This window comes from Vibrio sp. 2433-A1, assembly GCF_056726085.1.
In genome coordinates, this window is record NZ_JBRESC010000005.1 from 106,921 (window position 1) to 132,780 (window position 25,860).

33 protein-coding genes and 1 tRNA gene are annotated in these 25,860 nt (G+C 44.7%); 22 read left to right on the plus strand and 12 right to left on the minus strand.

All coding sequences use genetic code 11. The annotated features are described in order from the left end of the window. Positions 1 to 5 precede the first annotated feature (5 nt). The 7 genes from ACU01J_RS06940 to ACU01J_RS06970 all read right to left on the minus strand — a co-directional run bounded on the left by ACU01J_RS06940 (position 6) and on the right by ACU01J_RS06970 (position 4,053). Complete coding sequence (locus ACU01J_RS06940; protein WP_481085015.1) at positions 6 to 332, minus strand: hypothetical protein; 327 nt, start codon at positions 330 to 332, stop codon at positions 6 to 8. Beyond that, positions 323 to 448, minus strand: coding sequence for a hypothetical protein (locus ACU01J_RS06945; RefSeq protein WP_481085016.1), 126 nt, complete (start codon positions 446 to 448; stop codon positions 323 to 325). Before ACU01J_RS06945 ends, ACU01J_RS06940 begins: the two co-directional genes overlap by 10 nt. An 85-nt stretch (positions 449 to 533) precedes the next feature. Then, on the minus strand, positions 534 to 956 hold the full coding sequence (locus ACU01J_RS06950) for a Ref family recombination enhancement nuclease (RefSeq protein ID WP_481085017.1): 423 nt from the start codon (positions 954 to 956) through the stop codon (positions 534 to 536). A 458-nt stretch (positions 957 to 1,414) separates the two neighbouring features. Next, complete coding sequence (locus tag ACU01J_RS06955) at positions 1,415 to 1,612, minus strand: hypothetical protein (protein ID WP_481085018.1); 198 nt, start codon at positions 1,610 to 1,612, stop codon at positions 1,415 to 1,417. A 10-nt stretch (positions 1,613 to 1,622) separates the two neighbouring features. After that, positions 1,623 to 2,027, minus strand: a complete 405-nt coding sequence (locus ACU01J_RS06960; RefSeq protein WP_481085019.1) for a hypothetical protein — start codon at positions 2,025 to 2,027, stop codon at positions 1,623 to 1,625. A gap of 61 nt (positions 2,028 to 2,088) precedes the next feature. Next, positions 2,089 to 3,096: a nucleoid-associated protein YejK gene (gene yejK / locus ACU01J_RS06965; protein WP_481085020.1), complete on the minus strand. Its 1,008-nt coding sequence runs from the start codon at positions 3,094 to 3,096 to the stop codon at positions 2,089 to 2,091. Positions 3,097 to 3,147: 51 nt separating this feature from the next. Continuing rightward, the gene (locus ACU01J_RS06970) at positions 3,148 to 4,053 is read right to left on the minus strand and encodes a hypothetical protein (protein WP_481085021.1); all 906 of its coding nucleotides are present in this window, start codon (positions 4,051 to 4,053) and stop codon (positions 3,148 to 3,150) included. Positions 4,054 to 4,770: 717 nt separating this feature from the next. On the opposite strand from ACU01J_RS06970, the gene ACU01J_RS06975 reads away from it, so the two are divergent. The 15 genes from ACU01J_RS06975 (at position 4,771) to ACU01J_RS07045 (ending at position 13,544) form a co-directional block, all read left to right on the plus strand. Then, positions 4,771 to 5,442 (plus strand): helix-turn-helix domain-containing protein, encoded by a 672-nt coding sequence (locus ACU01J_RS06975; protein ID WP_481085022.1) that lies wholly within the window; start codon positions 4,771 to 4,773, stop codon positions 5,440 to 5,442. A gap of 356 nt (positions 5,443 to 5,798) precedes the next feature. Next, positions 5,799 to 6,695 carry a recombination-associated protein RdgC gene (locus tag ACU01J_RS06980; protein ID WP_481085023.1) on the plus strand — a complete coding sequence of 299 codons (897 nt, stop codon included), beginning with the start codon at positions 5,799 to 5,801 and terminating at the stop codon, positions 6,693 to 6,695. Positions 6,696 to 6,737: 42 nt separating this feature from the next. Further along, positions 6,738 to 7,850, plus strand: a complete 1,113-nt coding sequence (locus tag ACU01J_RS06985) for a hypothetical protein (RefSeq protein ID WP_481085024.1) — start codon at positions 6,738 to 6,740, stop codon at positions 7,848 to 7,850. After that, a complete protein-coding gene (locus ACU01J_RS06990) occupies positions 7,850 to 8,227 on the plus strand; it encodes an Rrf2 family transcriptional regulator (protein WP_481085025.1) in 378 nt (125 codons plus the stop codon). The genes ACU01J_RS06985 and ACU01J_RS06990 overlap by 1 nt, the downstream gene beginning before the upstream one ends. Further along, positions 8,224 to 8,826 carry an MT-A70 family methyltransferase gene (locus ACU01J_RS06995; protein ID WP_481085026.1) on the plus strand — a complete coding sequence of 201 codons (603 nt, stop codon included), beginning with the start codon at positions 8,224 to 8,226 and terminating at the stop codon, positions 8,824 to 8,826. The genes ACU01J_RS06990 and ACU01J_RS06995 overlap by 4 nt, the downstream gene beginning before the upstream one ends. A gap of 14 nt (positions 8,827 to 8,840) precedes the next feature. Then, positions 8,841 to 9,059 (plus strand): helix-turn-helix transcriptional regulator, encoded by a 219-nt coding sequence (locus ACU01J_RS07000; protein WP_481085027.1) that lies wholly within the window; start codon positions 8,841 to 8,843, stop codon positions 9,057 to 9,059. Between the two features lie 30 nt (positions 9,060 to 9,089). After that, positions 9,090 to 9,791: a hypothetical protein gene (locus tag ACU01J_RS07005; RefSeq protein ID WP_481085028.1), complete on the plus strand. Its 702-nt coding sequence runs from the start codon at positions 9,090 to 9,092 to the stop codon at positions 9,789 to 9,791. A 40-nt stretch (positions 9,792 to 9,831) separates the two neighbouring features. After that, the gene (locus ACU01J_RS07010) at positions 9,832 to 10,356 is read left to right on the plus strand and encodes a hypothetical protein (protein ID WP_481085029.1); all 525 of its coding nucleotides are present in this window, start codon (positions 9,832 to 9,834) and stop codon (positions 10,354 to 10,356) included. Beyond that, positions 10,349 to 10,549 (plus strand): hypothetical protein, encoded by a 201-nt coding sequence (locus tag ACU01J_RS07015; RefSeq protein ID WP_481085030.1) that lies wholly within the window; start codon positions 10,349 to 10,351, stop codon positions 10,547 to 10,549. Before ACU01J_RS07010 ends, ACU01J_RS07015 begins: the two co-directional genes overlap by 8 nt. Continuing rightward, positions 10,546 to 11,307 carry a hypothetical protein gene (locus ACU01J_RS07020; RefSeq protein ID WP_481085031.1) on the plus strand — a complete coding sequence of 254 codons (762 nt, stop codon included), beginning with the start codon at positions 10,546 to 10,548 and terminating at the stop codon, positions 11,305 to 11,307. The genes ACU01J_RS07015 and ACU01J_RS07020 overlap by 4 nt, the downstream gene beginning before the upstream one ends. Continuing rightward, the gene (locus tag ACU01J_RS07025) at positions 11,304 to 11,744 is read left to right on the plus strand and encodes a hypothetical protein (protein WP_481085032.1); all 441 of its coding nucleotides are present in this window, start codon (positions 11,304 to 11,306) and stop codon (positions 11,742 to 11,744) included. Before ACU01J_RS07020 ends, ACU01J_RS07025 begins: the two co-directional genes overlap by 4 nt. Further along, complete coding sequence (locus tag ACU01J_RS07030; RefSeq protein ID WP_481085033.1) at positions 11,735 to 12,382, plus strand: hypothetical protein; 648 nt, start codon at positions 11,735 to 11,737, stop codon at positions 12,380 to 12,382. Before ACU01J_RS07025 ends, ACU01J_RS07030 begins: the two co-directional genes overlap by 10 nt. Before the next feature lie 176 nt (positions 12,383 to 12,558). Further along, a complete protein-coding gene (locus ACU01J_RS07035) occupies positions 12,559 to 12,933 on the plus strand; it encodes a hypothetical protein (RefSeq protein WP_481085034.1) in 375 nt (124 codons plus the stop codon). Continuing rightward, positions 12,930 to 13,211 (plus strand): Lar family restriction alleviation protein, encoded by a 282-nt coding sequence (locus ACU01J_RS07040; RefSeq protein ID WP_481085035.1) that lies wholly within the window; start codon positions 12,930 to 12,932, stop codon positions 13,209 to 13,211. Before ACU01J_RS07035 ends, ACU01J_RS07040 begins: the two co-directional genes overlap by 4 nt. A 9-nt stretch (positions 13,212 to 13,220) precedes the next feature. Further along, positions 13,221 to 13,544, plus strand: a complete 324-nt coding sequence (locus ACU01J_RS07045; protein WP_481085036.1) for a hypothetical protein — start codon at positions 13,221 to 13,223, stop codon at positions 13,542 to 13,544. A 79-nt stretch (positions 13,545 to 13,623) separates the two neighbouring features. Here ACU01J_RS07045 and ACU01J_RS07050 read toward each other — a convergent pair whose 3' ends face one another. The 3 genes from ACU01J_RS07050 to ACU01J_RS07060 form a co-directional block, all read right to left on the minus strand. Then, positions 13,624 to 14,844, minus strand: coding sequence for a tyrosine-type recombinase/integrase (locus ACU01J_RS07050; RefSeq protein WP_481085037.1), 1,221 nt, complete (start codon positions 14,842 to 14,844; stop codon positions 13,624 to 13,626). A gap of 310 nt (positions 14,845 to 15,154) precedes the next feature. Further along, positions 15,155 to 15,242, minus strand: a tRNA-Ser gene (locus tag ACU01J_RS07055). A gap of 173 nt (positions 15,243 to 15,415) precedes the next feature. Next, positions 15,416 to 16,333: a LysR family transcriptional regulator gene (locus tag ACU01J_RS07060; RefSeq protein WP_481085038.1), complete on the minus strand. Its 918-nt coding sequence runs from the start codon at positions 16,331 to 16,333 to the stop codon at positions 15,416 to 15,418. Positions 16,334 to 16,455: 122 nt separating this feature from the next. Here ACU01J_RS07060 and ACU01J_RS07065 point away from each other — a divergent pair, with 122 nt between their 5' ends. The 3 genes from ACU01J_RS07065 to ACU01J_RS07075 all read left to right on the plus strand — a co-directional run bounded on the left by ACU01J_RS07065 (position 16,456) and on the right by ACU01J_RS07075 (position 18,969). Beyond that, a complete protein-coding gene (locus tag ACU01J_RS07065; RefSeq protein WP_481085039.1) occupies positions 16,456 to 17,124 on the plus strand; it encodes an SDR family oxidoreductase in 669 nt (222 codons plus the stop codon). Positions 17,125 to 17,228: 104 nt separating this feature from the next. Next, positions 17,229 to 17,858, plus strand: coding sequence for a GrxB family glutaredoxin (locus tag ACU01J_RS07070; RefSeq protein WP_481085040.1), 630 nt, complete (start codon positions 17,229 to 17,231; stop codon positions 17,856 to 17,858). A gap of 10 nt (positions 17,859 to 17,868) precedes the next feature. Then, positions 17,869 to 18,969, plus strand: a complete 1,101-nt coding sequence (locus ACU01J_RS07075; RefSeq protein WP_481085041.1) for an alkene reductase — start codon at positions 17,869 to 17,871, stop codon at positions 18,967 to 18,969. Between the two features lie 117 nt (positions 18,970 to 19,086). Here ACU01J_RS07075 and ACU01J_RS07080 read toward each other — a convergent pair whose 3' ends face one another. Together ACU01J_RS07080 and ACU01J_RS07085 are read right to left on the minus strand one after the other, a co-directional pair. After that, positions 19,087 to 19,536 (minus strand): L-alanine exporter AlaE, encoded by a 450-nt coding sequence (locus ACU01J_RS07080; RefSeq protein WP_481085042.1) that lies wholly within the window; start codon positions 19,534 to 19,536, stop codon positions 19,087 to 19,089. A gap of 223 nt (positions 19,537 to 19,759) precedes the next feature. Then, positions 19,760 to 22,192 (minus strand): hybrid sensor histidine kinase/response regulator, encoded by a 2,433-nt coding sequence (locus tag ACU01J_RS07085; protein WP_481085043.1) that lies wholly within the window; start codon positions 22,190 to 22,192, stop codon positions 19,760 to 19,762. A 127-nt stretch (positions 22,193 to 22,319) separates the two neighbouring features. On the opposite strand from ACU01J_RS07085, the gene ACU01J_RS07090 reads away from it, so the two are divergent. From ACU01J_RS07090 to ACU01J_RS07105, 4 genes are all read left to right on the plus strand, one after another. Continuing rightward, positions 22,320 to 22,889, plus strand: coding sequence for a UPF0149 family protein (locus tag ACU01J_RS07090; protein WP_481085044.1), 570 nt, complete (start codon positions 22,320 to 22,322; stop codon positions 22,887 to 22,889). 427 nt (positions 22,890 to 23,316) lie between these two features. Next, positions 23,317 to 23,985, plus strand: coding sequence for a helix-turn-helix transcriptional regulator (locus ACU01J_RS07095; RefSeq protein WP_481085045.1), 669 nt, complete (start codon positions 23,317 to 23,319; stop codon positions 23,983 to 23,985). 24 nt (positions 23,986 to 24,009) lie between these two features. Beyond that, positions 24,010 to 24,393 (plus strand): RidA family protein, encoded by a 384-nt coding sequence (locus ACU01J_RS07100; RefSeq protein ID WP_481085046.1) that lies wholly within the window; start codon positions 24,010 to 24,012, stop codon positions 24,391 to 24,393. Positions 24,394 to 24,433: 40 nt separating this feature from the next. Then, positions 24,434 to 25,840, plus strand: a complete 1,407-nt coding sequence (locus ACU01J_RS07105; RefSeq protein WP_481085047.1) for a cation:dicarboxylate symporter family transporter — start codon at positions 24,434 to 24,436, stop codon at positions 25,838 to 25,840. Positions 25,841 to 25,860 lie beyond the last annotated feature (20 nt).

Consider the following 25,860-nt stretch of genomic DNA (forward strand, 5'->3'; position numbering starts at 1 on the left):
TTTAATTAAGATTGCGCGATCGTCTGCTTGTGTTTAACCCACAGTTCGATCACTTGTTTGGTTGGCTTTAACTGGTGTTTGCCAAAAGGCACTTGGTGCTGCTTTAAAATTTCCAATACGCGATCGACTAGATAATCAGGCAAGCCAAGCTTGTAATAGGTAGACACTTGCTCTTCTGCACGCTCTAAGCGAAGGCACAGCATTTTAAAAGCATCTTCTTGATTTCCACCGATAGCGTATGAAAGCATCTTCACTGATTGCTTAAAGCCAAGCGCAGCGACTTCTCGATACTCTTCTGGATACATTTCTCGGGCGGTTTTATTTAAAGACACGCAACACCTCTCTTAGCACGGTAGACACGTAGAAAGGTATTAGCTAATTGTTCTAGGGTATAACCCCAATGCTTGCGGCGAAGACGCTCAAGCTTTGATTGTTGCGATTTGGTCATTACTGGTCATTCCTTGCGATCCGTACGAGACACAATAAATCTCGTTCGTTACACATGATAGACACTACTAAAAGTCACAACAAGCTTAGTTTTGTGCTTGCCCTCTCATTTCTGCGTCTTTCTTAACCAAGTCTTCAAAGGACCAGATCTCTGTTTTCTCACCAATAGCATCCTGAGTATCAAGAGATAACCGGTCCCAACAGAAACGAGCCATATCTAGATCAGTGCCTACCTTCTCTTGGAAGTGAGTGTAATTACGATGACGAACAGGCTCTTTACCAGGTGGAACATTAACTCCTTGATGGTGACCTGGGCATAACGGTACTGAAAAGAAGTGACAGTACTGATCCTTGCTTCCCTTATCTGGGTTGTGGTGTGTCGACAGATATTGCTCTGGCTCTGGGTAGTCGTTCTCATACCCTAAGATATTACATGCGACACATCCCACTGACTGCATAGCTCCACGAATATAGGCTTCTTCTGCTTTGTTTGGTTTACGTCCGTTCATTTCAGCACCTCAGAAACAAAAAAAGAGAGCCAAAGCTCTCTTTAACTACTCTCACTACTCGCATTAGTGCGCTTGTCAGCGGTCTAATACGGCCAGCGTCACCCTATGCTGACGGTATGGATCACCTCCTTACCACCTCGCGTACAGCGAAGCTTATGAATAGGTGTGGGCCTTACACCCACTCGGGCAAAATGCCTAGTCGGGTACGCTCCGGGGGCTGCACGTTCCACCCATGGCGTGAATATTTTTGAAATGGAAATACTTCTGCCGTTCCAGCTTTCTTTGTGCTGACTGCTGGCGTTTGGTTCGCTCTTTGTGAGATTTAGAGCGCATCTTCATTACCGGTGGGGTACTGCCTCTGCGCTTGTTTAGCCGACCAAAACGTTTTGCCATTTCGAACCCAATAAAAAAGGCGGTGTATAAGAAATATACTACCGCCTCGTTCGAGATTCAATATGTCACAATCGAGAATTTAAGACCTCTTTTATTCGTGCAATTTCCTCTGGGCTTTTGAGGAATGAAATAGCAAGTTGGAAACATTCCTCTTCCTGCCTTTTCTCCATCGCTTCAACTTGTTCGACAACCCATTCCATGAATGCTGGATCGTTATGTGGGCCACGTTTAATGCGCTCACTGAGTTTTGTTGTGTTGGCCATGGTTCAACCCTCAATTAAACAGTGCTAAATGCTTTACGGATTCTTTTAGCTTTTCCGCTTCTTCGTCGGAATAACCCCATATATTCCCTTTTGTTCGACCTATCCCCCTGGGACAGATAGCATCTAGGTTTAACTTCGTGCCAAATGTGATGTGGTCACGCATCGCCTCGATCCAACCTTTCAACGTGCCACCTTCGCTAAATCCGCGCCAATGACACCAACGTCTATGCGTATAAATTCGCTCACCGGTATATCCATCAATAAAATACACTCTTTGCTGAAAACCGATTTCTAACTTAGAAATTCTGCCTGTGTGCTCCTTGTAGTTAAAAAACTTACGTCCATGCGCTGCGATCTGCTCAATGAGGAAATTACATTCCTCTAAGCGTTTTAGTTTTGTTTCTAATGTGGTCATTTGGTCATAATCCTTGTGATGCCTAGCGAACCGAGATCCGCTAGGGCTTTTAACTGGTCTATTAGCTGTTGCGGGTTAATTGATCTCGTAGGTTTGGCGGTGTGCCTTTAATGGTAAGAGTGTCGGTTTCTGGGTCATAGAACACGCGCTCACCGAGTAGCAAGCTATCGAAGCTGATATTGATGCCGCCACCAGCGCCCACATACTTCGTCAGTTTGCGCACCGCAGCGTTATCGCCAGGGAAACTTTCTTCAAGCTCATAACCTTGCTCAATGGTGTAATCAAAAAAGCAGGTCCCGTTCTGATCAGGCGGTAACTCGCCAGATAACTCGCGCACTTGAACTTCTTCGCCAGAATTGATTTGTCCTTTGCAGTAATTGGCGACTTGTTTCTTGTAGCTAAGCGTTTCTTCTCGATCCAACTTCGCATCAGCGCAGAAGTCTTGAACCGCTTGCATTAGCACTTGGTTTTGAACTTTGGTATCCAAACCGACTTCGGCTTGCATGAAATCAAGGAAGAAATCGGCCACACGGCGACCAACACGCCCCTTGATGAAGGACACGTAGCGATTGGATTCTTTATCGGTTTCGAAACTGGTTAAGTCGATACGAGCAGCGATATCCATTTTGCTTATATCAAGATAGTCGGTTGGGACAATATCAAGATCATCGGCAACGGTAATGCTGCACATCGAAGGCACTAGGGCCACGAACAGATATTCGGTTGCTAAAGATTGGTACTCAGCGATCACCAGTACGCCTTCACTTGCGAACGGATACTTGCTGAGCTCGTTCTTGAGGCGTTCGGCACTCTCTGAGGAAAATTGATAGAAGCTCTCTTCGCTATTGTCACAACGACAAACAACGAGGCTATCCATGAAATGGCTATCTGACTTGAAGAAACCAAACCCTTTGCCTGCTTTCGCATTGAAAGAGCGGTGCAACTCAGCAACTAGGTTTTCAGTGTTAACGTTGTTCTCTAGGGCTTCAGCTCGATATTTAACGACGAGCTCGTCCGTTTCTGTTTTTACGAGTTGGTGTAATACTACGGTCTTAAGTTGAATACTCATTGGGTTTTCCTTGTTGGTACTTGGTCATTTACCTTGTGATTAGGGCAAGCCCTACTGTGTTAATTTCTCTTTTTGGCTCTTTAGCTCTGCGAGTTTCTTCTCCATGCTTTGAACGTATGGGCCATGAACGGCCTGATCGAGAGTTCGGCGCATTTTCAAATCGTTCTCGATAGCGTTAATCTCGCTATCCAGCTTTGCGATCTGGTTGCTTTTCGATTTCTCGGGATCGGTTATGGACTGCTTTGGCAGCTGCGGTAAGAACTTTGCCTCAAGCTGAGGGAATTTATCGCGGAGTTTGGTTGGGCTTAGGATGTTTGCCTTCCAGAAGCTATCCTGATTGACGAGTCTGAAAACATTGGTGATGTGCTGGTGGCTTAGACCGTCACGCTCTCGCATCAAGCGAATAACATCAGCCCATTTATCTAGATCGGCTTGAGCTCTTGGTGCGACCATTTGAACTCTTTTCAGCATCCAAGAAGCAAGCTTCATATCATCGTCAGAGAATTTATTCTCGGACAAAGAGTATCTGATATTGGTACCTATGATATTGGTACTATGATCTGTCGGATTTAGATCCGACCCTACCTCGGATCTATCTCCTACCATGCTAGGATTTAAATCCGACCCTACCTCGGATTTATTTCCTACCTTGACTCGCCATTGACGACCAAGGCGAGTGATCTTGACTAGCGATAGTTTTGTAGTGAAATTGCGAACGATTAAGCCTTTCTTTTCAAGCTCAATAAGGTTCCGATGGACGGTGTCAGGTTTGGCAAAAAACAAAGGCAGCTCATCGACTACTTTCTGCTTACTGATCCACTTGTAAGCAAAGTCGTCTTTGACCACATCATCGCCCCACGCCTCTAACTCGTAGATAAACGCCATTAGCGCCGACTGAGCAGGGTTAAGCTCCCACTCCATCGCCTTGAGTTGGTTGACTATTACGGTGTATTGCATATAATTTCTCATGTCATTAAGTGCATTTGCACTGCTACTGAAAGAACCGCCCCGCTAGGCGGTTTTTTTATGCCTGCTCGAAAATATGTTGAGTTGGTTCCACTTCCCTTCTCCAAATCTTGAACAACGGTATTGGTCAGCAATTCCACTGGTATCATTCAAAGCGTTAGCACTTTCGATTGATTTTTTAACGTTTGCGACTCATCAACAGGAAACCAACCTGGCAATGGTCGCAGTGGTCGTCAGTGATCTCTGTACCTGTTCGTTCTTGAATGTGTTTAGGTTGTGGCGGTGCTCCATGAAGCTCGCCAATTGGTCTAGGGATTGGGGACCGGTAGGTGCAAGCTTCCCGCCACACCTAAAAACACTCGTTGTTTACACACCACCAGCGAGTCGATAAGTATCGGAGCTGACTCAACCGTGGTCACGTAAATTCTCGAACAAGTCATTTTATGTGTCAAGCGGATCATTATATTTTTGCAAAGCGCGCATTACTGTATAAATACACAGTATGTCATTATCTTGCCACAACTAGAAATACATATGATACTAATAGGACAATTTCATTTGCTATTGAGACACTAGTAAATACATTTGAAATTAAAATAAAAAATGCAACTATTTACATAATAAAATTAAATTTCGCCAGAATAATAAGAAAAGAAACCAAGGTGCGACCAAAAATGAATCATCGATTCAAAGGAACACGAGGTTAGTATGACCGTACAGCAATCGATCATTTCTCAAAACATTCAAAAACGAATGCAAGATTTGGGAATTAGAAACAAAGTGGATTTATCAGAGAAGAGCGGCGTTTCTAGAACCGTTGTGACCAACATCATCAACATGCCAAATAAAAGCGTTATGATCGACTCTGCGATCAAATTAGCCAAGACTCTAGAATGCCGAGTTGAATGGTTGTGCACTGGCCAAGGGCCAATGAATGACGACTACTTGGAAAAGAAGTTTCGGATCACTGAAGGCGTGCCGTTACTGCACTTAAGTGACATCCAAGACCCACATTTCGAAGAAATACTAGAAGAACTACAAGATGACGAGAAGGTTGAGCGCGTTCCCTGCCCAGCTGGAAACAACAGCAGTAGCTTTGCAGTAAACCTTACGTCTATTAGCTACAGAACAATGCTTGGCAAGTATGAGCAAAGTGGCATGTTGTTTTTCGATTGCAAGGCTAAGCCGTTTAGCGGTCAATGGGTTTTAGCCAAAGTATCAGAAGATGCTACGCCAGAAATTATGGAATTCATTTCAGTTCAAGGGCGCCAGTTTCTAAAATCACTCGAAGTCGACATTCCAGAAGAGTTGCAACGAATTGAAGTCACAGATGAGATCAAAGTCATAGCAACAAAAGTTAGTTACGCAATAAACAAGTAACCTCCTGCCTCGAACAAGACAGCCAGCGACCTATTCGCTGGTTTTTTTGTGCCTATAAAACATGATTCACATCAAAAATATCACTCTCAGCACAATTAAGTGCTTTATTTCCCTTATGTGTATAATGTATTATGTGTCTCGTTCGTTACATTAAGTGATCGGAACGAGGTGATAAAAGAACTCTATCGGGTTTTATTATCCCCAAAAAAGGAAAGCCCCGCACTAGGCGGGGCATTCACAAGGTTATGACCAAGCCGTGATTACTCAAGGCCCGGTGGTGGCAAGGCGACCAAACCTCACTACCGCTTTGAATAATAACATAGATATTAAACGTCACAAGCAGAGGATTTGCACTAATGACGGTATTTCCTAAAAACCTCTTAGTTTACCAGGCTAGAGAAGGCTTTCTTATCACGGAAGCCAGCTTAAAGGACAATCTTTGCGACTTCGCTTTTGTGGAATGTGGGCCCCAAGACAAAGCTAAAATGGGCTGGATCCCTCCTTTCGGAATTGGTGAAGTGTATCACTCGCATGGCGGGCAAAACTTCTTACTGAAGTACTGCAAGCAAGAGCGCAAGATTAACACTAAGGCTTTTCGCAAGCTGTTTAACGATAGCGTCAACGGCATTGAAGTGTCTGAAGGTCGCCCTCTCAACAAAAAAGAGAAGGAAGACATCAAAGACGACCTACTGGCCGATATTCTTCCAACCACACTGCCTCAAGACGAATACATTCACGTATTCATTCTAGAAGGTGGTCAATTCATCGCTATTGATGCGAGCAGCACCAATAAGGCCGAAACTGTCCTTGCGCTGCTACGTAAATCGCTAGGCTCTCTTCCTGTGATCCCTCTTACTGGCGATCGACCTGCTGATATGGTGATCACCGACTGGGTTCGCTCTGGTGAGACACCAAGCGGTATTTGCTTAGGTGACTCTGCGAAACTTCAATCGGTTCTCGATGACGGTCCAAAGATTGGCATCCGACAAGCCGAGCTCACTTCCAATGAAGTCCTAACTCATATCGACCATAACGCCATGGTTAAGGAGGTGGGCATCGACTTTCAAGATCGCATTGCGTTCAGCCTTACAGACGACTTACAGCTCAAAAAGCTCAAATTCTCCGACGAAATCAAAGACCAAAACGATGATATTCCTCGCGAAGACAAACTGGCCCGTTTGGATGCTGATTTGTCTCTGGTGTTTGGCGAGATTAAGTCTGTCATCAAATTTCTAACCCAATCGTTCAAGTAGTTTTGCGCTCCGATAAACGGGGCATTCACAAGGTAATGACCAATGACCACAGATACACTATCCGTTGAAACTGCACTGAATGGCCTGTCGCGTTCAGTCGCCTCTCAACTTGAAAGCATTCAAGCCTTGTTTGCGAAGAATGTTGAAAACGTCAACGAAGCACTCGACCAGGAGGTTGAAGAGCACAACAAGCTAATCGAAACCCTAGAGAAGCTTGAACAGGAAAAAACTCACTTAGAGCTTAAGCTGAACTCTCAGAGCGATGCTCACAAAGAAGAACTGCTCGAGCTGAACAATGAAATTGCTTCACTGAAGAAAACCATTGCTTCGCTCAACCTAAAGCTGGCGAGCTATTCAGAACTCAAAAAAGAGCGTGACGAACTGAAGTCGCTAGACCCTAAAGGAATGAAGTCGCGTATCGCTCGCCTACGCAAAACCTCAGAAAGCCAGCTGGCAGAAAACACCAAACTTCGCAAAGACAACAAGAAGTACCGCGAAGAAAACAGCGTATTACGCGCCACGAACGCAAAACTCGAAGTTGCAGCAACCGAAGTGCACAACCAATTTCAAGAGATCAAATCTCGAATGATTGAGCATGATGGTGATGTAACCCAAAAGGTATTTGCTGGCAAAAATGGCTTGGAATGCTTTATCTACACTTTCGGCTACCCTTTGGCTTTTCGTCCTACAACTGGCTCACTCAATGTGATCAACGACTTCAAGTTTCACATCGAAATTCGCACAAACTGGGCAATTAACCTCATCGTTTCTTGTTCAGTTTGGGGGATCCCGTTTTTACCCTCTTCAACTGATCTCGAAGGTCACATGCCAGAGAACCTTCACGGTGAACTGCAACAAATGTTCACCGACCGAATGGAAGAAAACCATAGCTTCCTGCTCGACCGTGCTGACTGGGCTCGTTCTGAGGCATTGAGCGATGTAGAAGGCATCAGTCAAAAGCACTTGGACCTATTGAACAGTGCTGACTACTACTCAGTGTTTGCCGCTTCACATATCCCAGAAGATCAGTTAGCCGCCAATGTAAAAGGCTTGGGGGCCGCTGGTGTGAAAAAGGTTCGCGAGGCAGTTCGCGCTCACGTTGAAAAGTGGGAGCGTGAAAACTGGGATGAGTCATTGGTAGGGAGATACAACTAATGCGTAGCAAAAAAATGAACATCGGTTTAGCAATCTGTGTCCTTCTTGCTCATAGCAATAGCACGCTCACTACCGCGCAAATCTCAAAGCAGTTGGATATTTCTGTGAGCTACTGCGAGCAAGCCATTGCTTCACTGAACAGCGGCGGTCTGATCAAAGGTAAGAAAGGACCAAAAGGCGGTTACCAGGCAGGTGAACGCCTAACAGAGACTAGCGTTAAATTGGTGATGGAGCTTTTTGACCCTATCAGTAACGCAAGCTCAACAGCGTTTAACTATATCGCCGGAGTCAATGATATGGAAAACCTCGTTTACCTTAACATGACGATCGGCGATCTGGTGAAGTGGCGCATTGAGGACGATAAGGAGGTCGCATGAGCTACCGACTAATCTATGCCGATCCACCATGGCAAACGCGCAACGTCAAAACCGGCGGCTCATTGGTATCTGGTGCAGCGGCTAAGTACACCGTCACTTCAACAGAAGAGCTTTGCGATATGCCAGTAAAAAGCTTACTGGATACCGATTCGCTTTTGGTGATGTGGTACCTGTCATCAATGCCAGAAGATGCTATCCAGTTGGGCCACGCTTGGGGATTTAACAAGTTTCTCAATATCAATGGCCTTATTTGGCACAAGTTGACCAAGAACGGAAAACCGCATTTTGGCATGGGCTGGGGTACTCGAGCGTCAACAGAGTCAGCACTGATCATGTACAGAGGCTCGATCACCAAACTCATTCACAATCGTAGCCAGCGAAACATCTTTGAGGCGCCAATTCCAACAGACGAAAACGGCGAGTACATCCATAGCGCTAAACCTGACAAAGCATATGACATTGTTGAGTCATTAAGTGGTGATGTGCCCCGCTTAGAAATGTTCGCACGATGCGACGAACCACGAGACGGTTGGGATGTCTTCGGCAACCAAGCTGAAGGTTCAATCATCTACCAACCGGCTAAATTCATCATTCCATAAGTCAGAGGCTAACCATGGAACAAAACAACGGGCAAACGTCCACCAGCGAAGAGACACAAATCATTCGCGCAAAAGAAGTTATGAATATGACTGGCCTTTCTAAGAGTGCTCTGTACTCACTGGCCAGAGAAGATGAAACCTTTCCGAAGCGCGTTCAACTAGGTTCGCGAGCGATCGGATGGGTTAAACAAGAAGTCGTCGCCTGGCTTAAAAATAAAATCGACAACCGCTAATTATTGCGTGCATTCACAAGGAAAAGACCAATGAAAGAACTACAGCAAATCGTCAGCAACAAAGTAAACGACATGGTACAGAGCGGCGTTATTGAAACAGCAATCGAGCAAGCTGTTGAAAAATGCGTGACAAAAGTACTTGAGGACCAGTTCCGCTCCTACGGCGAACTAAGTAAACAAATGGAGAAAGTCATTCAAGAAAAGCTATGTATCGCTACTGAAAGCATCTCTATTCCGAGCTATGAAGATCAAATGACCAAGGTGATGAACAATACACTGAACAAGTTCATTACCAGCGAAGCGATGATGCGCTTTGAACAAATGGCAGCGGATAAGTTTGGTACATTGCCAAGCGAAATGCCTTTAGTCGACTTCGTAAACAAGATTGTCGAATACTGGCGAGATAGTGATGACTTCGACAAAGAAGACATGTGCGATGAAGCAGAAGTGTCAGTGGAGCAAAGCCGTCACTCAAGTAATTCATATCGCTTAAAAATCACCTCTGGAAAATTTACTTCTCGATACTCTTCCATCGAACGTGTTTCAGAACAAGTCGAACTTTACGTCATAGATGGAAAGATCCGTTGTAACCATTCATTCGACCCATACAAAACCCGTGACGTTGAGTCATTCGTTTATCGCTGTTATGCACAAGGTGTTGTGATCACTGGTTTTTCCGACTTCGACGATTCAGCTTGCAACCTAATCATTAAAGAAAGCGAGTGGGATTAATTCCCGCTCTATCCTCAATATTCACAAGGTAATGACCAAAATGACCAATGTATTAAAGAATGCGCAAGGCAAAGAGATCCCGCCGCGCCCAACCCTTCGCGATGAAACCATCAAAAAACTGGTTATTCGCAACGCTGTCGATGCACTGTTTAACGATAAATACTGCCCATTTGAAGAGCATGAAAGGCAAGATTTAATCAACTCGCTTGATAGCCACTATCAGCAAGGAATTGATGAGTATGACCTAGCAAAGCGCTTTGAAGATGAGCGTTGGGAGGTAGATCGCGACTTCGTGACCAACCTTGAGGAAGTAACTAGCCACATAGACCGAGCTCTATTTGATAGCGAAAAAGATTGGGCTAAAACCTATCAACCAGTACCTCCGCTTGAGAATGGCACTCGAATCATAATGAAATCGTGGACAGGCACCGAGTTCGGAGTCGTTGATTCACTCTATGAATACTCTCCTGCTACCTACTGCGTACTAATGGATGGAACACCAGAAGATAGTTCGACACGCCGTTTAATTCGCTTCGAAGATGCAGTGGAGGCCACCGATGAATAGTGAACAACTACCCTACGGCCACCCTCGCCTATTCGATCCACGCAAAGCAGCTGGGCGCAACTACGAGAAACCTACATCGAAAGAAGCGAAACGCTGTGAGGCCCGCCGCCGTGTCGAGCGCATCCAGGATGCACTGGAACTTTCTAAAGAGCTTGGTTGCTCACTATCTGAAGTGTTGGAGGGTTTACGATGAAAGCCATTCCAATGCTATTTAAAACTGAATTAGTACGCGCCCTGCTGGAAGGGCGCAAAACAGTGACACGACGCCCGTTAGCTATTGAATCTGGCTGGGAGCTTAAAGACCGCAAGTTAACCAAGATCACTTCATCTCACCCAAAGAAAGGCAAATGGGGTGCTCTTATCCAAAGTGGCTATCAGCAAGATATTGTGCCTGCGCCTTGCTACGTTGGCGATCTCATCTATGTGCGCGAAACATTCATGCCTGACCCAGACGCTGATCATGACTCTTGGGACGACCACGAGCTTAGCTACTTTGAGTGGGCCGGCTGCGACTCTTCTCCGCAGTTCTTACCAGATGCTCTCAAAACAAATGAGCATTGCATCTACAAAGCCAATGGTCCTGTTGATGGTAAATGGATCCCTTCTATCCATATGCCACGATGGGCAAACCGGCTAACTCTCAAAGTCACTGACGTTCGCATTGAGCGAGTGAAGGAAATAACTGAAGTGGATGCGATGCGAGAAGGCTGTAATATCGCGAGCGCTACAGTTGGGGTAGATGAAAAAGGCAGGTGTTTACGCGCGCCAAGATTCTTTTTTGGTAGCTTTAAGTCATCTAACGTCCATCCAAGCGCTAAAGAAGCATTTCGCGACCTATGGCGCAGTATTTACCTCGATTGGTTTATGAACCCTTACGTTTGGGTAATCGAATTCGAAGTGATCCATAAGAACGTTGACCAGGTGATCAGTGAAATGGAGGTAGAAGCGTGAACCCTCGCATTTTCAAGAAACTAACAAAGAAAGCGGCCGAAGTTTTAGAGGCTTCGGGCTATGTCAAAAACCTCATTAAAGTTCAGCAACACATCATGGAAGGTGAATGCCCTGAAATAACCTATGGCTACAAATGGGAGCGCAAAAGTTATTACGGAAAAAGGCACAGTAACCACAAAGAATATTGGAACTTGCTCACTCTAGATGGAACGGTTGGCTTCGGTGAAACTGCTGGATACTACGAGCCTGAGTGGTGGGATAAAGACGCCCTATCAATGCTGCGAGAGTACGTATTCGACTCATTTACTGATTGGGGTACTTGCGATGGTGAAAGTTGGCCAGAAAATCACTGCCCAAAGCTCTTAAAGAAAAGCCCTAGACACGCTCTCGCTTACGCTAAAAAACATTTCATTACACCGGAGGGATTATGGAAATAAACATCGAAACAAAGATTTTCCCTGACCGCATAGAGCTAGAAGAGATCTGGAAAGACCAATCTTTTAGTGTTCAGCAAATGGTAACAAAGCAGATTATTGACCTAAAAGATAATGCTGTACGTGATGCGCTTATCTCGTTGGGTTGGACTCCACCAGCTGAAAGTAGCTCATCAATTGAAGAACACCCTAACTTCGAAGCTTTCATTCGTGCATTCTGGCGTCGAATAGAGCCATATAAGAATGACTACGATAAAGAGCTACCAAAAGAACTACCTGGTGAGTTTATATGGGCAGTTGGTACGGCGGGCATATTGCTTAGAGTTGAAACAGAACAGCAGGCCAAGCGAGAAAGCACCTGGTCAAACGAAAACATAATTCGAAGTGCCCGCATTAGTATCTGCAAATTGCTAGGCCTTCCGTTAGACACTGAATATGCAGCCATTAAAACGGAGATTGAGCGACTAAAGCGTGAGAATGAAACTTACACCGAGATAGATAGGATGCGCACGCAAAACTCTATCGCAATTGCAATGCGTAACATTGAAATGCGCAATTTCGTTGATAACGGAGACGGGACAGTGTCATACAAGCGCCCTGCCCCATACAAAAAGAATGAGGACAGCGGTAATGACAACTAAACCCACTCACCGCCCAAAAGGAAGCATGTGTTTAAACTGCAAAGGCCTTCGTGCACAGTTCGAACACACTTGCCCTTCTAGAGAGCAGTTCAAATCTATGCAGCAAATTGGAAAGGACAGCGATGGGATGATCGTTGTTCGCTGCAAGAGCTTCGAACGAGTTTAAGGAGACTTCTGTGTACTTCAAAAGCGATAGAGAACAGTGGCCACTGCTAGCAAACAAGCTGGAAGAAATGGCCATTAACAAATACTGCACCACCACTGCATTGATGAAGGCTGTAAACGAGATCAGAGCAGAACTAGGGCTATCAAAGCTTGATCGGTACAGCTCATACACTGAAACCATGGAAGAAACAGAGCAAGCCTTAAAGAAATCGAAACCTGGCGATGACGCTTTGGTAGGGGCAAAACTGATCAGCGTCCCCAACTCTCTAGTTCCTCAAGTGCTTGATTTAATCAGTATGCATAAAAGACAAATGCGAGAGTTCCCTGAGATACTGAAGGTAATGGAGCAGGCCTCCAAACACTCGCCATTTAAGGAGAAAGTATGAGTATTCAATTAGAGCCGTGTCCATTCTGCGGGCACGAAGGAAAAGCTTACATTGGTCCGAATCATCTATGGTCAATAAATTGTTCAAATATTTGGGAGTGTGCTGCTAGAACGATTGGCTTTAAACAAAAACTGGAGGCAGTTGAGAAATGGAACCATAGACATCAACCGCCGGTTTATTGCAGCCATTGCAATGCACAACAACCCGCCACCCACAACACTGAGGTAGGCATGCTTTGCGATGAGTGCTACCAAGATGCTGTTAATGGTGGACTGTAGGAATTTACCATGAAGTTAGCTCCAGAACCCAAGTATAAAACCCTTTACTCAGAACTTCGCAAAGAGCACGAGGCTTTGAAGATTGAGTGTGAACTACTCAAGGATAAAGTGTTTCGTCTAAGTGATATGGTTTTATCGGGAAAGGTAGGAAGCGTGGTGGTATCTGAAGGTGAACTCATGCTTGAGGTGCCAAAGCACATCGCTGAATGGATGATTGAATATGATTTGCCTTGGCAAGTATTTAAGTGCGAAACTCATGGCAACTGGATAAATGAATTAGATTCTAGTTTTCCGTACCACATGGAAATGTGCAAATGCGAGAGATGTAAGTAATTAAAATTGTTGAGCGCTAGAGGCCAACAAGTCGAACTGGCCCTTCGACACAACAAAGGGGCGTTAAGCCCCTTTTCTTTTATACCGCCAGTGAAACCTTAACAGCACTGTTTTCAACAATGTGCTTGCTCCACCATTCCATCATAGTCCGTCTTAAATCGAACCAGTCAGAACGGTTATAGGCGCCACGAATGCGGTCGTCATCACCGTGCGCCAAAGCCGCTTCAATAACATCACGGTTAAACTCTGCTTCATTGAGCGTGGTCGACGCCAAAGAACGAAGACCATGCGCACAGGTGCGATTAACAAACCCTGCTCTTCTCAATGCGCGGTTAAGCGTTTCTGAGTCGGTATGTTTTGAAGGTGCCCGGACTGAAGGGAATAAATGCTCGCGGTGACCACTGATAGGCTTCACAGCTTCTAAGATAGAAATCACCTGATCAGTTAACGGTACTCGGTGATCTCGCTCCATCTTCATTCTTTCAGCAGGAATAGTCCAAACCTTATTAACAAGGTCTATCTCATCCCAACGCGCCGCAGCTGCTTCATTTGGTCGCACCATGGTATGCAGTTGGAACTCAAACAAACAACGAGTAGCAAAATACATATTGCTGGTGGACATCTTCTGCATGAGCTCTGGTAGTTCACCTGGTGACAAAGCGGGAAGGTTTTGTGTTTTAGGTTTTTTGAATACTGCAGCAATGCCAGATAGCGGATTATGGTGAATAAGCCCATAGTTAACAGCAAACGTCATTACGGAATTGAGCAAGGCGCAAGTTCGCTTGACGGTTTCTAGTTTACCTTGGCGCTCTGGCTCTCTCAAAGCTGCAATCGCTTGAGGTGCAGTAATCTGAGTAACTGGAATGCTGCCCAATGCCGGGTAGACGTACTTTCTCAGTTTCTGAACGTGACCTTCCAACGTTTTAGGCTTGATAGAGTCGGCTTTGGATTCTAACCACATCTCAGCAATACGCTCGAGCGAACTGTTTTGCTCTTCAGAAAGAATGGCTTTCTCTTGCTCGCGCTGTAACTTCGGATCGATACCTTCCGTCACCTGCCTGCGGAACTTAGCGCAGATCTCTCGCGCTTCTGCCAATGAATAAGTTGGATAAGGGCCAACGCCCAAATTGGTTACCTTGCCTGTTGTCGGCTTGGTGTAGCGAAATACCCAAGACTTAGATCCAGTCTTGCGCACAAACAAATATAAACCGCCACCATCCGACAGCTTATAGTCTTTGTCTTGTATGTCGGCAAGTTGCACTTGTCTTGCTGACAGCTTGTTTAAACTTCTGGGTGCCATAAAGTAACACATCCTACGGGTGGTCATAACTCTTGCGAAATCATGTGTTACTTTTGTTGGTAAGCCTTTTTAAAACATAGGGTTAAGCGAATAAAACTGAGTAAATAAGCTTAATAGTTGGAGCGTTTTCAAAAGGTATCGAGATGCAAGAAGTAACACATGCTCTATCACTGAGTATAATGTGTTACTTTCTGTGTTACTAGTGGGGCAATAACAAGATGCACATAAAGTACAAAATGAACATGACGTTTAATAAAAACCCTTATTTTTCAGAACTCTAGGGACATATTAAACGCCATGCTATTAGATTTGGCGGTGAGTGAGAGATTCGAACTCTCGATACGTTGCCGTATACACACTTTCCAGGCGTGCTCCTTCAGCCACTCGGACAACTCACCGAATCAAATTGTGGTTGGCTATGTTAACCAACGAGGCGCTAATTTAATGATTCTATTGGATTAGGTCAAGCCTATTACCCAAAAAAAGCGCCGTTGTTAGCTTGTTTGTACACTTACTAACTAATTCGAGCATGAATCGGCCAGTTATCTTGCATAAATAACACTTACAGCACTCACGCGTGGTGCTCAAATCGCTCAAGCAAAAAGTCGATAAATAAGCGTAATCGTTTAGGTTGATACTGACGGCTTAGATAAATCACATTTAAATCAGCACCTGACGCGGAAGTTGCAGCATTGAAGTTTTTCATGTGGCCATTTAGCACCGTTACCAAGCGCTGTTGCTTGATATCTTCTTGCACATCTAAAATCGATTTTAAAGCAATACCTGCTCCATCTAACGCCCATTGACGTATCACTTCACCATCATCAGTAAAGCGCTTTGGCACGACAGTAATTACGTTGTGCTGCTCTTCATCTTGAAAATGCCATGTTTTAAGCTCTTCATTACTACGAACCATGGCTAAACAATCATGCTTTGCCAAATCTTGTGGCGTGATCGGTGTGCCTTTCTTTGCCAAATACTGAGGAGAAGCACAAAGCACTCGGCGACTGGACGCCAGTTTGCGAGATATTAGGTTGCTATCAGCTAACTCCCCATACCGGATAACAATATCCAAGCCAGACTCTGCCAAATTAGATAAGTTATCGTTCAAATACAGATAAGGGACCACATCGGGATAGAGCTGACTAAATTCCGATAGTATCGGAGAAATGTATTGCTTACCAATATCACGAGGAGCCGAAATTTTGAGTGTACCGCGTACTTCTTTGGTGCCAGTTTGGAGTAGGTTTTCCGTCTCTTTAACGCTGTCAATGATATCCAAACATGCTTGATGATACATAGCCCCAGAATCGGTCAACGAAATATGCCTTGTACTGCGATTGAGCAACTTAACCCCATAGCGTTCTTCTAGGCCCTGTAATCTTGCGGTAACCGTGGCTGGCGATAAACCTAATTCTCGACCTGCTGCCGCTAAACCTTGGTTCTTAACGATGCTAGCAAACAATGTCATATCAGAAAACTTGTCCACGAACTCTCCTCAAACACCATTGTTTTGTTCAGATGAATAATCAATTTGAATATTAACGAATTATCAAATTTATTCCAATCAATATACTGAATCACATCAAAACAATTTTGGAGCTAAAAATCATGAGTAAAGAGCAAACCGTTTATGTCGTCATCGGTGGCACATCAGGGATTGGTGCGGAACTTTGTAAACAGCTTGAAAACAACGATGCCATTGTCCATGTAGCGAGTCGTAAAACGGGCTTAGATATTACTGATGAGCAATCAATATGCCAGTACTTTGAAAATGTTGGTGCTTTTGATCACCTCATTATCACTGCCGGTTCATATGCACCAGGGGGAAAAGTTGTAGATGTTGAGCTTGCTCAAGCTAAATACGCATTTGATACTAAATTCTGGGGTGCAATTAGCGCGGCTAAACAAGGGGCTCGCTACCTCAAAAAAGGCGGCTCAATCACACTGACCTCTGGAATGCTTTCGAGAAAAGTTGTGGCGGGCACTTATGTTAAAACAGCAATCAATGCCGCCATTGAAGCGACAACAAAAGTGTTAGCCAAAGAGCTTGCTCCTATTCGTGTCAACGCTGTTAGCCCTGGCTTAACCAAAACTGAGGCGTACCAAGGTATGAATGAAGAAGATAGAAATGCGATGTATGAGCGCACCAAAAATAGCTTACCTGTCGGTAAAGTCGGTGATGCTAGTGACGTGGCAAAAGCTTACCTACTCCTTATCGAAAATACCTATATGACAGGTACTGTGATTGATGTCGATGGTGGTGCCCTGCTTGGCTAACAGCAAATAAATACAAGGTGCCAGAGCGATAAAAAGCATGGCACCAAAGTAGATAACAGAGAAATTAAAGGCGACGCCCCAATACAAAACAAAAGGAAAACACGATGAAACTTTACATTTACGAACATTGCCCATTTAGTGCCCGTGTTCGCTACGTTGCTGGCATACTAAATATCCAACTCGACGTCATCAATATTGCTTATGACGACGAAAAAACCACAACAGACCTGATTGGAACTAAGCAAGTACCACTTCTGATCAAGGACAACGGTGAAGCAATGGCCGAAAGCCTAGACATCATCGGTCACTTCCTTGAGTTAGCAACGTCGAATGAGACAAATCAACCATCGCAGCAGGTTCTAGACTGGCAAAAAGCGGCTTTTCTTCCCCTACAAAAAGTGGGATACCCAAGATGGTCAAAGATGAACCTGCCAGAATTTACTACTCCATCGGCACAACAGGCTTGGCGTGCGAAAAAGGAAACGGACGCACTCAATTTTGATGCACTGCTGCAAGACACACCAAACATTGCTAAAGAGGTCGAAGTGATCATCGAGCGTGCGAAAAGCGTGTTGAATCTCGATTCCTACCAGCATGTGAGTTTGGTTGATGAAGCCATCCTATTCTCAATTTTACGCGGCTTCTTTAGCGCACCCGAAATACAATGGGATAGTGCCGTCGAACACTGGATGGAATCAGTAAGCCAAAAAACTCAAGTGCCACTACTTAAATAAGGAACCGATCATGAGTAAGCTATTTGAACCAACAGAACTAAAACAACTGACTCTACAAAACCGCGTAGTTATGGCACCAATGACCCGTGCGCGTACCAGCCAACCGGGTAACATACCAAACCAAATGATGGCGACTTACTACAAGCAGCGCGCAACCGCGGGCTTAATTATCTCTGAAGCCACCCAGATTTCAGACGATTCACAGGGTTACTCGTTCACGCCAGGCGTCTACACTGATGAGCAAGTAGCTGGCTGGAAAACCGTCACTCAAGCAGCAAAAGAGCAAGGCGCTGCTATGTTTTGTCAGTTATGGCATGTTGGTCGTGTATCACACCCGACATTCCAAAAAGGTGAACAGCCTATTGCACCATCAGCACTAAAACCTGTAGAAACCCAAGTGTGGATTTCTGACGAACAGGGCAATGGCAACATGGTCGATTGTGTAGAGCCACGAGCCATGACTCAAGCCGATATTGACCGTGTTGTGAGTGATTTCGCCCATGCAGCGAAACGTGCGATTGAAGCAGGCTTCGATGGCGTCGAAATCCACGGCGGTAATGGTTACCTGATTGACCAGTTCCTACGTACCAATTCAAACCACAGAACCGACAACTATGGCGGTACACGCGAAAACCGACTTCGCTTCTTATTAGAAGTGGTCGATGCGGTGAGCGAAGCCATTGGTGCCAACAAAGTGGGAGTACGACTTGCCCCTTTCATCACTTTCAAAGACATGAACTGCCCAGACATTGTTCCGACTATCCTCGATGCATCGAAACAACTTCAAGCTCGTGATATTGCGTACTTACACCTGTCTGAAGCGGATTGGGACGACGCACCAGTGATTCCAGAAAGCTTCCGCATCGAGCTGCGCGAATACTTCACCAACACGATTATCGTCGCTGGCAGTTACACCCAAGAGCGTGCTGACGAAGTACTTGAGAAAGGTTATGCAGATTTAGTCGCGTTTGGACGCCCATTTGTGTCTAACCCAGATTTGGTGGCGCGCTTACAGCACCAAAAACCTCTGGCAGAGCTAGACGGCTCAACACTATTTGGGGGCAATGAGCATGGCTATACGGATTATCCGACACTTGAGCATTTAGCATAAATCCGGAAGTTAGTTCCAAACGAAAGAAAGACGCCATTGGGCGTCTTTCTTAAATAATGGTTAGCTGAGTAAATTGCTCATCTTGAATTCAGCGTCCTGCCCTTATGCTTCTTGCCTTTAAATTTCTTGGTAGTAGCCCGGAACGCGGAACCACTTGCGGCACATATCTAGGAAGTAGCCGTATAGCACGCCCATACCGCAAGATACCACGGCATTAGAAGTAACTGCGGTAATAATTTGATCGGTTGATGCGCCAACGGTGAACAAAATTGCTGCGTACACAGGTGACTGGAACAACACGTAAGCCACTAGGTCTGAGATATTCTTCATTACGCCAGTGTCTGAGATACGAGCGCCTTGGCGTAAAACGTAGTCTCGGAACAACCCATATGGGAAGGCAATCGCGATGTTAACAGGGATCGAAAGTGTTCGAGACGCTAAAGATTGTTCAAAGGTCATGCCTGAAATAAAGATCTCAATGATCATGCCAGACACAAAGCAGAAAACTACCATCGCAAACGTATCAGCCGCGGCGTTACGGATACAAAAAGGCCCACGAGACTTCATTTCAACTCCAACACAAAAAACTACACTTTTAAATAAACGACAGAATAAACACCCAAAACCAACCTGATAGGCTAGTTAATATCGCCATTAAATCATTAAAATTGCAGTTTTAGATTTCAAAGTTAAAACAATATGGTAAATAAACAACCAAAATCAGTAATAAAATTAGACATATACACTAACAATCAAATCACTGTTCAACAAACAACCAAATCAACGTAATTTAATTACAGAAATCTTTTACTAGTACAGTCAGTACGTCTAACTCATCTTGCGGAGGAAAGTTGCCAGCAACTAAGTGGTGCTCAATGTTGGCAAGGTTCGCTTCCAATGCAGGAGACTGAATCGCTTCTAACTGGTGTTGAATTTGGTTAAAGCTCTCGCGAGCATAAAGAAGATTTTCGTTTTCAATCGCCATAAAGAACATCATTAAAGGTTCTTCTAACTCGATCTCTCCATTATTGAGCGGTGAATTCAATAAGTGGGGTTTAAACTGATACAGCAGCTCAGAATGACTCAGCAGCGCATCATCAAGTTCGGTTTCATCAACTGGCTTAGAGATAATATAATTCACCCCCGAATTTAACATGTTCTGCCAAGTATCTTTGAACACATCAGCAGTACAACCAAGTATTAGTACTTTAGACCTTTCGCCGCTTAAACCGCGAATAACGGCGGTCGCTTCGACCCCATCCATTACTGGCATATGGTTGTCCATCAAAACAAGATCATATTCGCCAGTTCTAATCTCATGTACTGCCAGCTCACCATTTTCAACGCATTCACACGAAAACCCTTTGTTGGTCATAAAGGTATTTAGGATGATCGAGTTAGTGCGGTTATCTTCCACAATGAGTGCTTTTAATCCGTGGTAATCGAGGCTCCTGCGCTCTTGATATTCAGCAAAGATCGCTTCACCAATATCTACCTGAAGCGCGACTTCAAAACTTGAGCCAATCCCTACTTCACTGGTCAATTTGATCTCACCGTCCATCAAATCACAAAGCTGCTTGACGATGGCAAGGCCAAGTCCAGTGCCGCCAAAACGTCGAGTGGTTGAGGACTCCGCTTGTTCAAAGGGTTTGAAGATTTTTTCCTGAACGGCTTTGTCTACCCCTATCCCTGTATCACGTACTTGAATGATTAAAAAGTTACGGTCGTTTCTGTACTCTTCTTTAAAGCTAACTTCTACATAACCACGAGAGGTAAACTTAACCGCGTTATTAAGCAGATTAAACAAGATCTGCCTTAACCTTGCTTTGTCACAGCGATACCAACGACTCTCTGGTACTTCAGAGTAGACTTTGAACTGCAAACCTTTTTCAGAACACAAGGTGTAATACACACTGTTGATACTGCCAATAATGGCTTTTAACGGGAATGGCGCACGCTCTAGCTCTAGATGCCCCTGCTCGACTTTAGAGAAATCTAGGATCTCGTTAAGTAGCGTCATCATATGCTCGCCCGACTCGTACAAAGTCTTCATATGTTTGCGTTGCTCACTGGTTAAATCAGTTTTGAGTAATATCTGAGCGGTACCCAGTACACCATTCATTGGCGTTCTGATCTCATGTGATAACGTGGCTAAGAAGGCACTTTTGGCTTTGGTTGAGGCTTGGGCTTTAACCTTCTCTTCTTCGAGATAGACGGTTTTCTGATTAAAGGAGTCGATCAGGTATTTGATCTCATCGTTGCTGTTGTACGTCAGATCGATACTGCCGCCTTCTTTGGATTCCTGCACACTTCTGGCGACAACCACAACTGGAGAGATAAGAAAGCGGTTAATCAAAAAATAACCAAGCATTACGAACGCTAGCATGAAAGGTACAATCACAGCTTCAACTTTTGAAACCACATCATAAACTTGTTCGGCTACCAGTCGCTTAGCGTTAACAACATCGACGCTCCAGTTAAAGTCGCCAAAGGTGTGCTTACTGATGTAGATGTTTTCCGCGAGCTGAAAGTTGTATTCCGTGACCACATCACCATAACCGTCACGTAAAATCACCCCTAAGTCGTACTCTTCAGCATGCAGACGCACAAACTCGACCAATGATTCAAGGGAGATATCCACCGTCGCCACGCCAGCAAATTCGCCATTATTGTAATAAGGCGACGATGCTGTAATCATTTGCACATGTGTGAACGAGTCAATATAAACTGGCGACCAAGAGACGGTGCCTTGAGGCTTATTCACGACCGAGGTATACCAAGACTCTTTGATATAGCCACCGGATGCCGGGTTGTCCCACGAGTAGATTCTATCCACTTGACCATCACTGGCGCGACTAAAAAAAAGACTGCTAAATTCACTATTTTTATCAATCGAATAAGGAACAGGCCATAACCCACCACTTACCGTTATATCGTCGATCTGAGAGACCAGTTTGTGTAGAAGGTAAGCTTGGTGATCTTGTGATTCGTCAGTACTACCAATACTGACGATGCCCTGCAAAATGCCTAACGATTTATTGAGGGGCTCTTTGATTTGAGTAGAGATGAGTTCTGTGCGTAATTCAAGGTTTCGCTCTAGCTGAGCGCGCGTAGGAGGCTCCACCACCATATAGTTAATCGTACCGATCAAACCAACCGCCACAGCTAAATAAATAGCTAAGGCAATGATACTCTTCCTTTTTAGTGACGAGCGTATATCCATAAATCTTTGAATTTTTGTTGTTTATTAAAAATTATAGCGAATATATCAATGCAGCAACCTTTTTCTCTTATGTGTTGGCTGTTACCATTGCCTCATCACAAGTCCTGACTGTAATAGGGTGTCTATTTTGACTTTACAACAACTGCTGTCATTGCCAGAGCTAGAAGATAAACTAATTAACGAAGCTAAGACCTACGGTTTCGTTACTGCAATGGCCGCTGCGCCTAATATTCTTCCACCTGAAGAGTGGCTACCGTTCCTTTGGGGTGGTGAAGAAGTGGCACCATTTAGCGATGGCGAGCAGCTCGAAACTTACATTGAGCACATCATTGCCCTTTGGAATCAATACCGCCCTGCATTACTTGATAATACCTGGCAGTGGCCTGAAGGCTGTACGCTTGATGAAGAAGATATTGTGACAGCGCAAACTCGTGACTTCTGTGAAGGCCTGCTTCAAGGCTGGCAGCTTTCTAGAGATGATTGGGAAACCATCATGCCAGATGGAACAGAAGACAGCGCACTACTTGGTGGCGTGATTTTGTCTTTGAGCATGCTTTACGATCCAGAAACATCGATTGCGACATTAGCAGAGCAAGGCATTCAAGGCCTAGAGCAGTTTGAAGAAATCTTCAACGCGATGCCAACCATGCTGTGTGGCCTAACGATGCGCGGCGTGACTCTGGCTGAATCAAACTAAGTTCAGCTTGCTAGATTAAATATTAATGGGGCTAACTTCGCCCCATTTCTAATACTTCCTTTCTTCACTCAATACCCCTTTCCCTCATCAAAACCAGCCCTTACATCACGCAAACAAATGAAAACAGTCACACTAATAGCCATTAGTGATCTTTAGCAAACTTGGGAATTTGTTCTAGATCATTAAAATGTTCAAAAATGGAATCTTTGATTTTAAATATTTAAACTTTGATGAAGTTTAAGAAATTAAACCTGACTCATATGTTTTTGGTGATCTTGTTCAACTATTGCGCGTGATTTCGATCAATTCTTCGCTTTTTTCTGGTGTTTTAGGCGTGAATTTATGGTTTACAGAAGTTTACTCTGTATTGCTCAACTAACCCGAAAGAAGTAATTTACAGTCATTGAGTTCAAAAATGTAAACCAAGATGAAGAGTGTAAAGCAAGTTCGATTCACCGATGAAGACAGAGAATGTTTAAGCAACTATTTTCGCTTGGCAGACACAATTGCTGATTTGATTGGCCCTTACTGCGAAGTGGTTATTCATTCATTTGAAAGCTTAGAAAATTCAGTCGTGAAGATTGTTAATGGTCATCATACCGGCCGTGAAATTGGCTCGCCGATCACCGATTTGGGTCTACGTATGTGGAGCACATTCGAGAAAACGGGCGAGGTTTCTCCGAAGAGTTATTTCACCAATGCAGCCGATGGCTCGCTACTGAAATCGACCACGTGCATTTTGGCTGGTCCAGAGAAAAAGCCGATTGGCATGCTGTGCATCAACATGAACTTATCTTTCCCATTCCCAGAAATCGTCAAAACACTGATGCCGCAATGCAATGTATCGCAAACCCTAGTCAGCGAAACGTTCAGCAACAACGCCAATGATGTCATCAAGCAAGCGTTGAGTGCAGCGACGCAAGAAGTGGATCAAGACGAGACGATTTCAGCAAAAGGCCGCAACAAAGCCATTATTCGCTGCCTGTTTGATAACGGCGTATTCGAGCTTAAAGAGACGACCACACAAGTATCAGAGCAACTTGGGATCAGCCGTCAGGCGGTTTACAAGTTTATCCGTGAATTTAAATCAGAATAAAGTTAATAACTTAGGAGTTATATTGTGAAACAGATCATTTCTACTGAGCAAGCCCCAGCCGCTATCGGCCCTTACTCTCAAGGTACAAGTTACGGTGACATGGTTTACACATCAGGCCAACTACCACTGGTTCCAAATACCATGCAGTTTGTTGAAGGCGGCATTAAAGAGCAAGCTCGTCAGTCTCTAGAGAACTTAAAAGCGGTTCTAGAAGCTAGCGGTGCAGGCTTAGACACAGTGTTAAAGACGACATGTTTCCTATCAGATATGGAAAACTTCGCCGCATTTAACGAAGTGTATACAGAGGTATTTGGTACAGAAAACGCACCAGCTCGCTCTTGTGTTGAAGCAGCAAGACTACCAAAAGACGCATTGGTTGAAGTTGAAGCCATTGCATACAAAAAGTAACCGATTTTCGGACATAAATGGGTATCAATAGGAGATTCTCATGAGCGTTTCATTTATTGGATTAAGCATCCTGTTCTTTGGGTTCTATGCATTACTTGCGAACTTCAAAAAACAAAAGAAAAGCTTTAACTTCCGCGTACTGAGTGCGCTTGCTGCTGGCCTGTTATTCGGCGGTGCGATTCAGCTCGTATTCGGTGTAGGCAACGTTGCAACGACAGGTTTTGCTGAACTGATTTCTGTGTTCGGTAAAGGCTACATCAAGCTTCTACAAATGATCGTAATCCCACTAGTATTTGTGGCGATGATCTCTTCGATCATGAACGTAGAAGGCGGCGGTGCACTATCGCGTATCGCACCAAAAATCATCGGTATTCTACTTTTCACTTGTGCTATCTCTGCCGCAGTGGGCATCGCAAGTATTTACCTATTCGGTATCGATGCAAACGCATTAGTCAGCACTATCGGAACTAACAGTGCTATTGAAGCTCGTGGTGACTCTCTGATTGCAACACAAGATGCGATGGCGAGCAGCGGTCTATCAGGTATGGCGTTGTCTATCATCCCAACCAACATATTTGACATGCTAACGGGTTCTCAACGTACTTCGACGCTATCAACGGTATTGTTCGGTATGTTCCTTGGCTACTGTATCCTGCAAGTGAAAAACCGTAAGCCTGAGAAAGTACAAAACTTCGTTGATTTCATCAACTCTGCAAAAGAAGTGGTACTTTCTATGGTACGTGAGATTCTGAAGCTGACGCCTTACGGTGTATTCGCTCTGATGACCACGTTCATGATGACAAACGATTTGTTCGCACTAGCAGAAATGGGTCGCTTCCTACTAGCAAGTTACGTGGCAATCGGTGTAATGTTCGCTATCCACTTCGTGATGGTGTCTATGTTCGGTCTGTCTCCTGCGAAGTTCATGAAGAAAATCTGGCCAGTGCTAGTATTTGGCTTCGGTTCTCGCTCAAGCATGGCGGCAATCCCACTAAACGTTGAAACTCAAACTCAACGTCTAGGTGTGGACGAAGAAACAGCAAACATGTCAGCAACATTCGGTACCAGTATCGGTCAGAACGGTTGTGCAGGTATCTACCCAGCAATGCTAGCTATCATGGCGGCACAAGTAATGGGCATGCCAGTTGACCTAGGCTTCATCCTACAACTGATTGCTGTAATCGCGATTGCTTCATTCGGTATCGCAGGTGTTGGTGGTGGTGCAACGTTTGCAGCAGTGGCTGTACTGACCATCATGGGTCTAGACATCACGGTTGTGGCGATTCTGGTTTCTATCGAAGCTCTTATCGATATGGCACGTACTGCGCTTAACATCTCTGGCTCTATGTTGTCTGGCGTGCTAACCGCGAAGAAGAATGGCTCATTGAACAACGAGCAATACAACGCTGATGTTACTGCAACAGTAACAAAAGAAGCAGCAGTGTAATTTCCAAACTTAATAAAGAG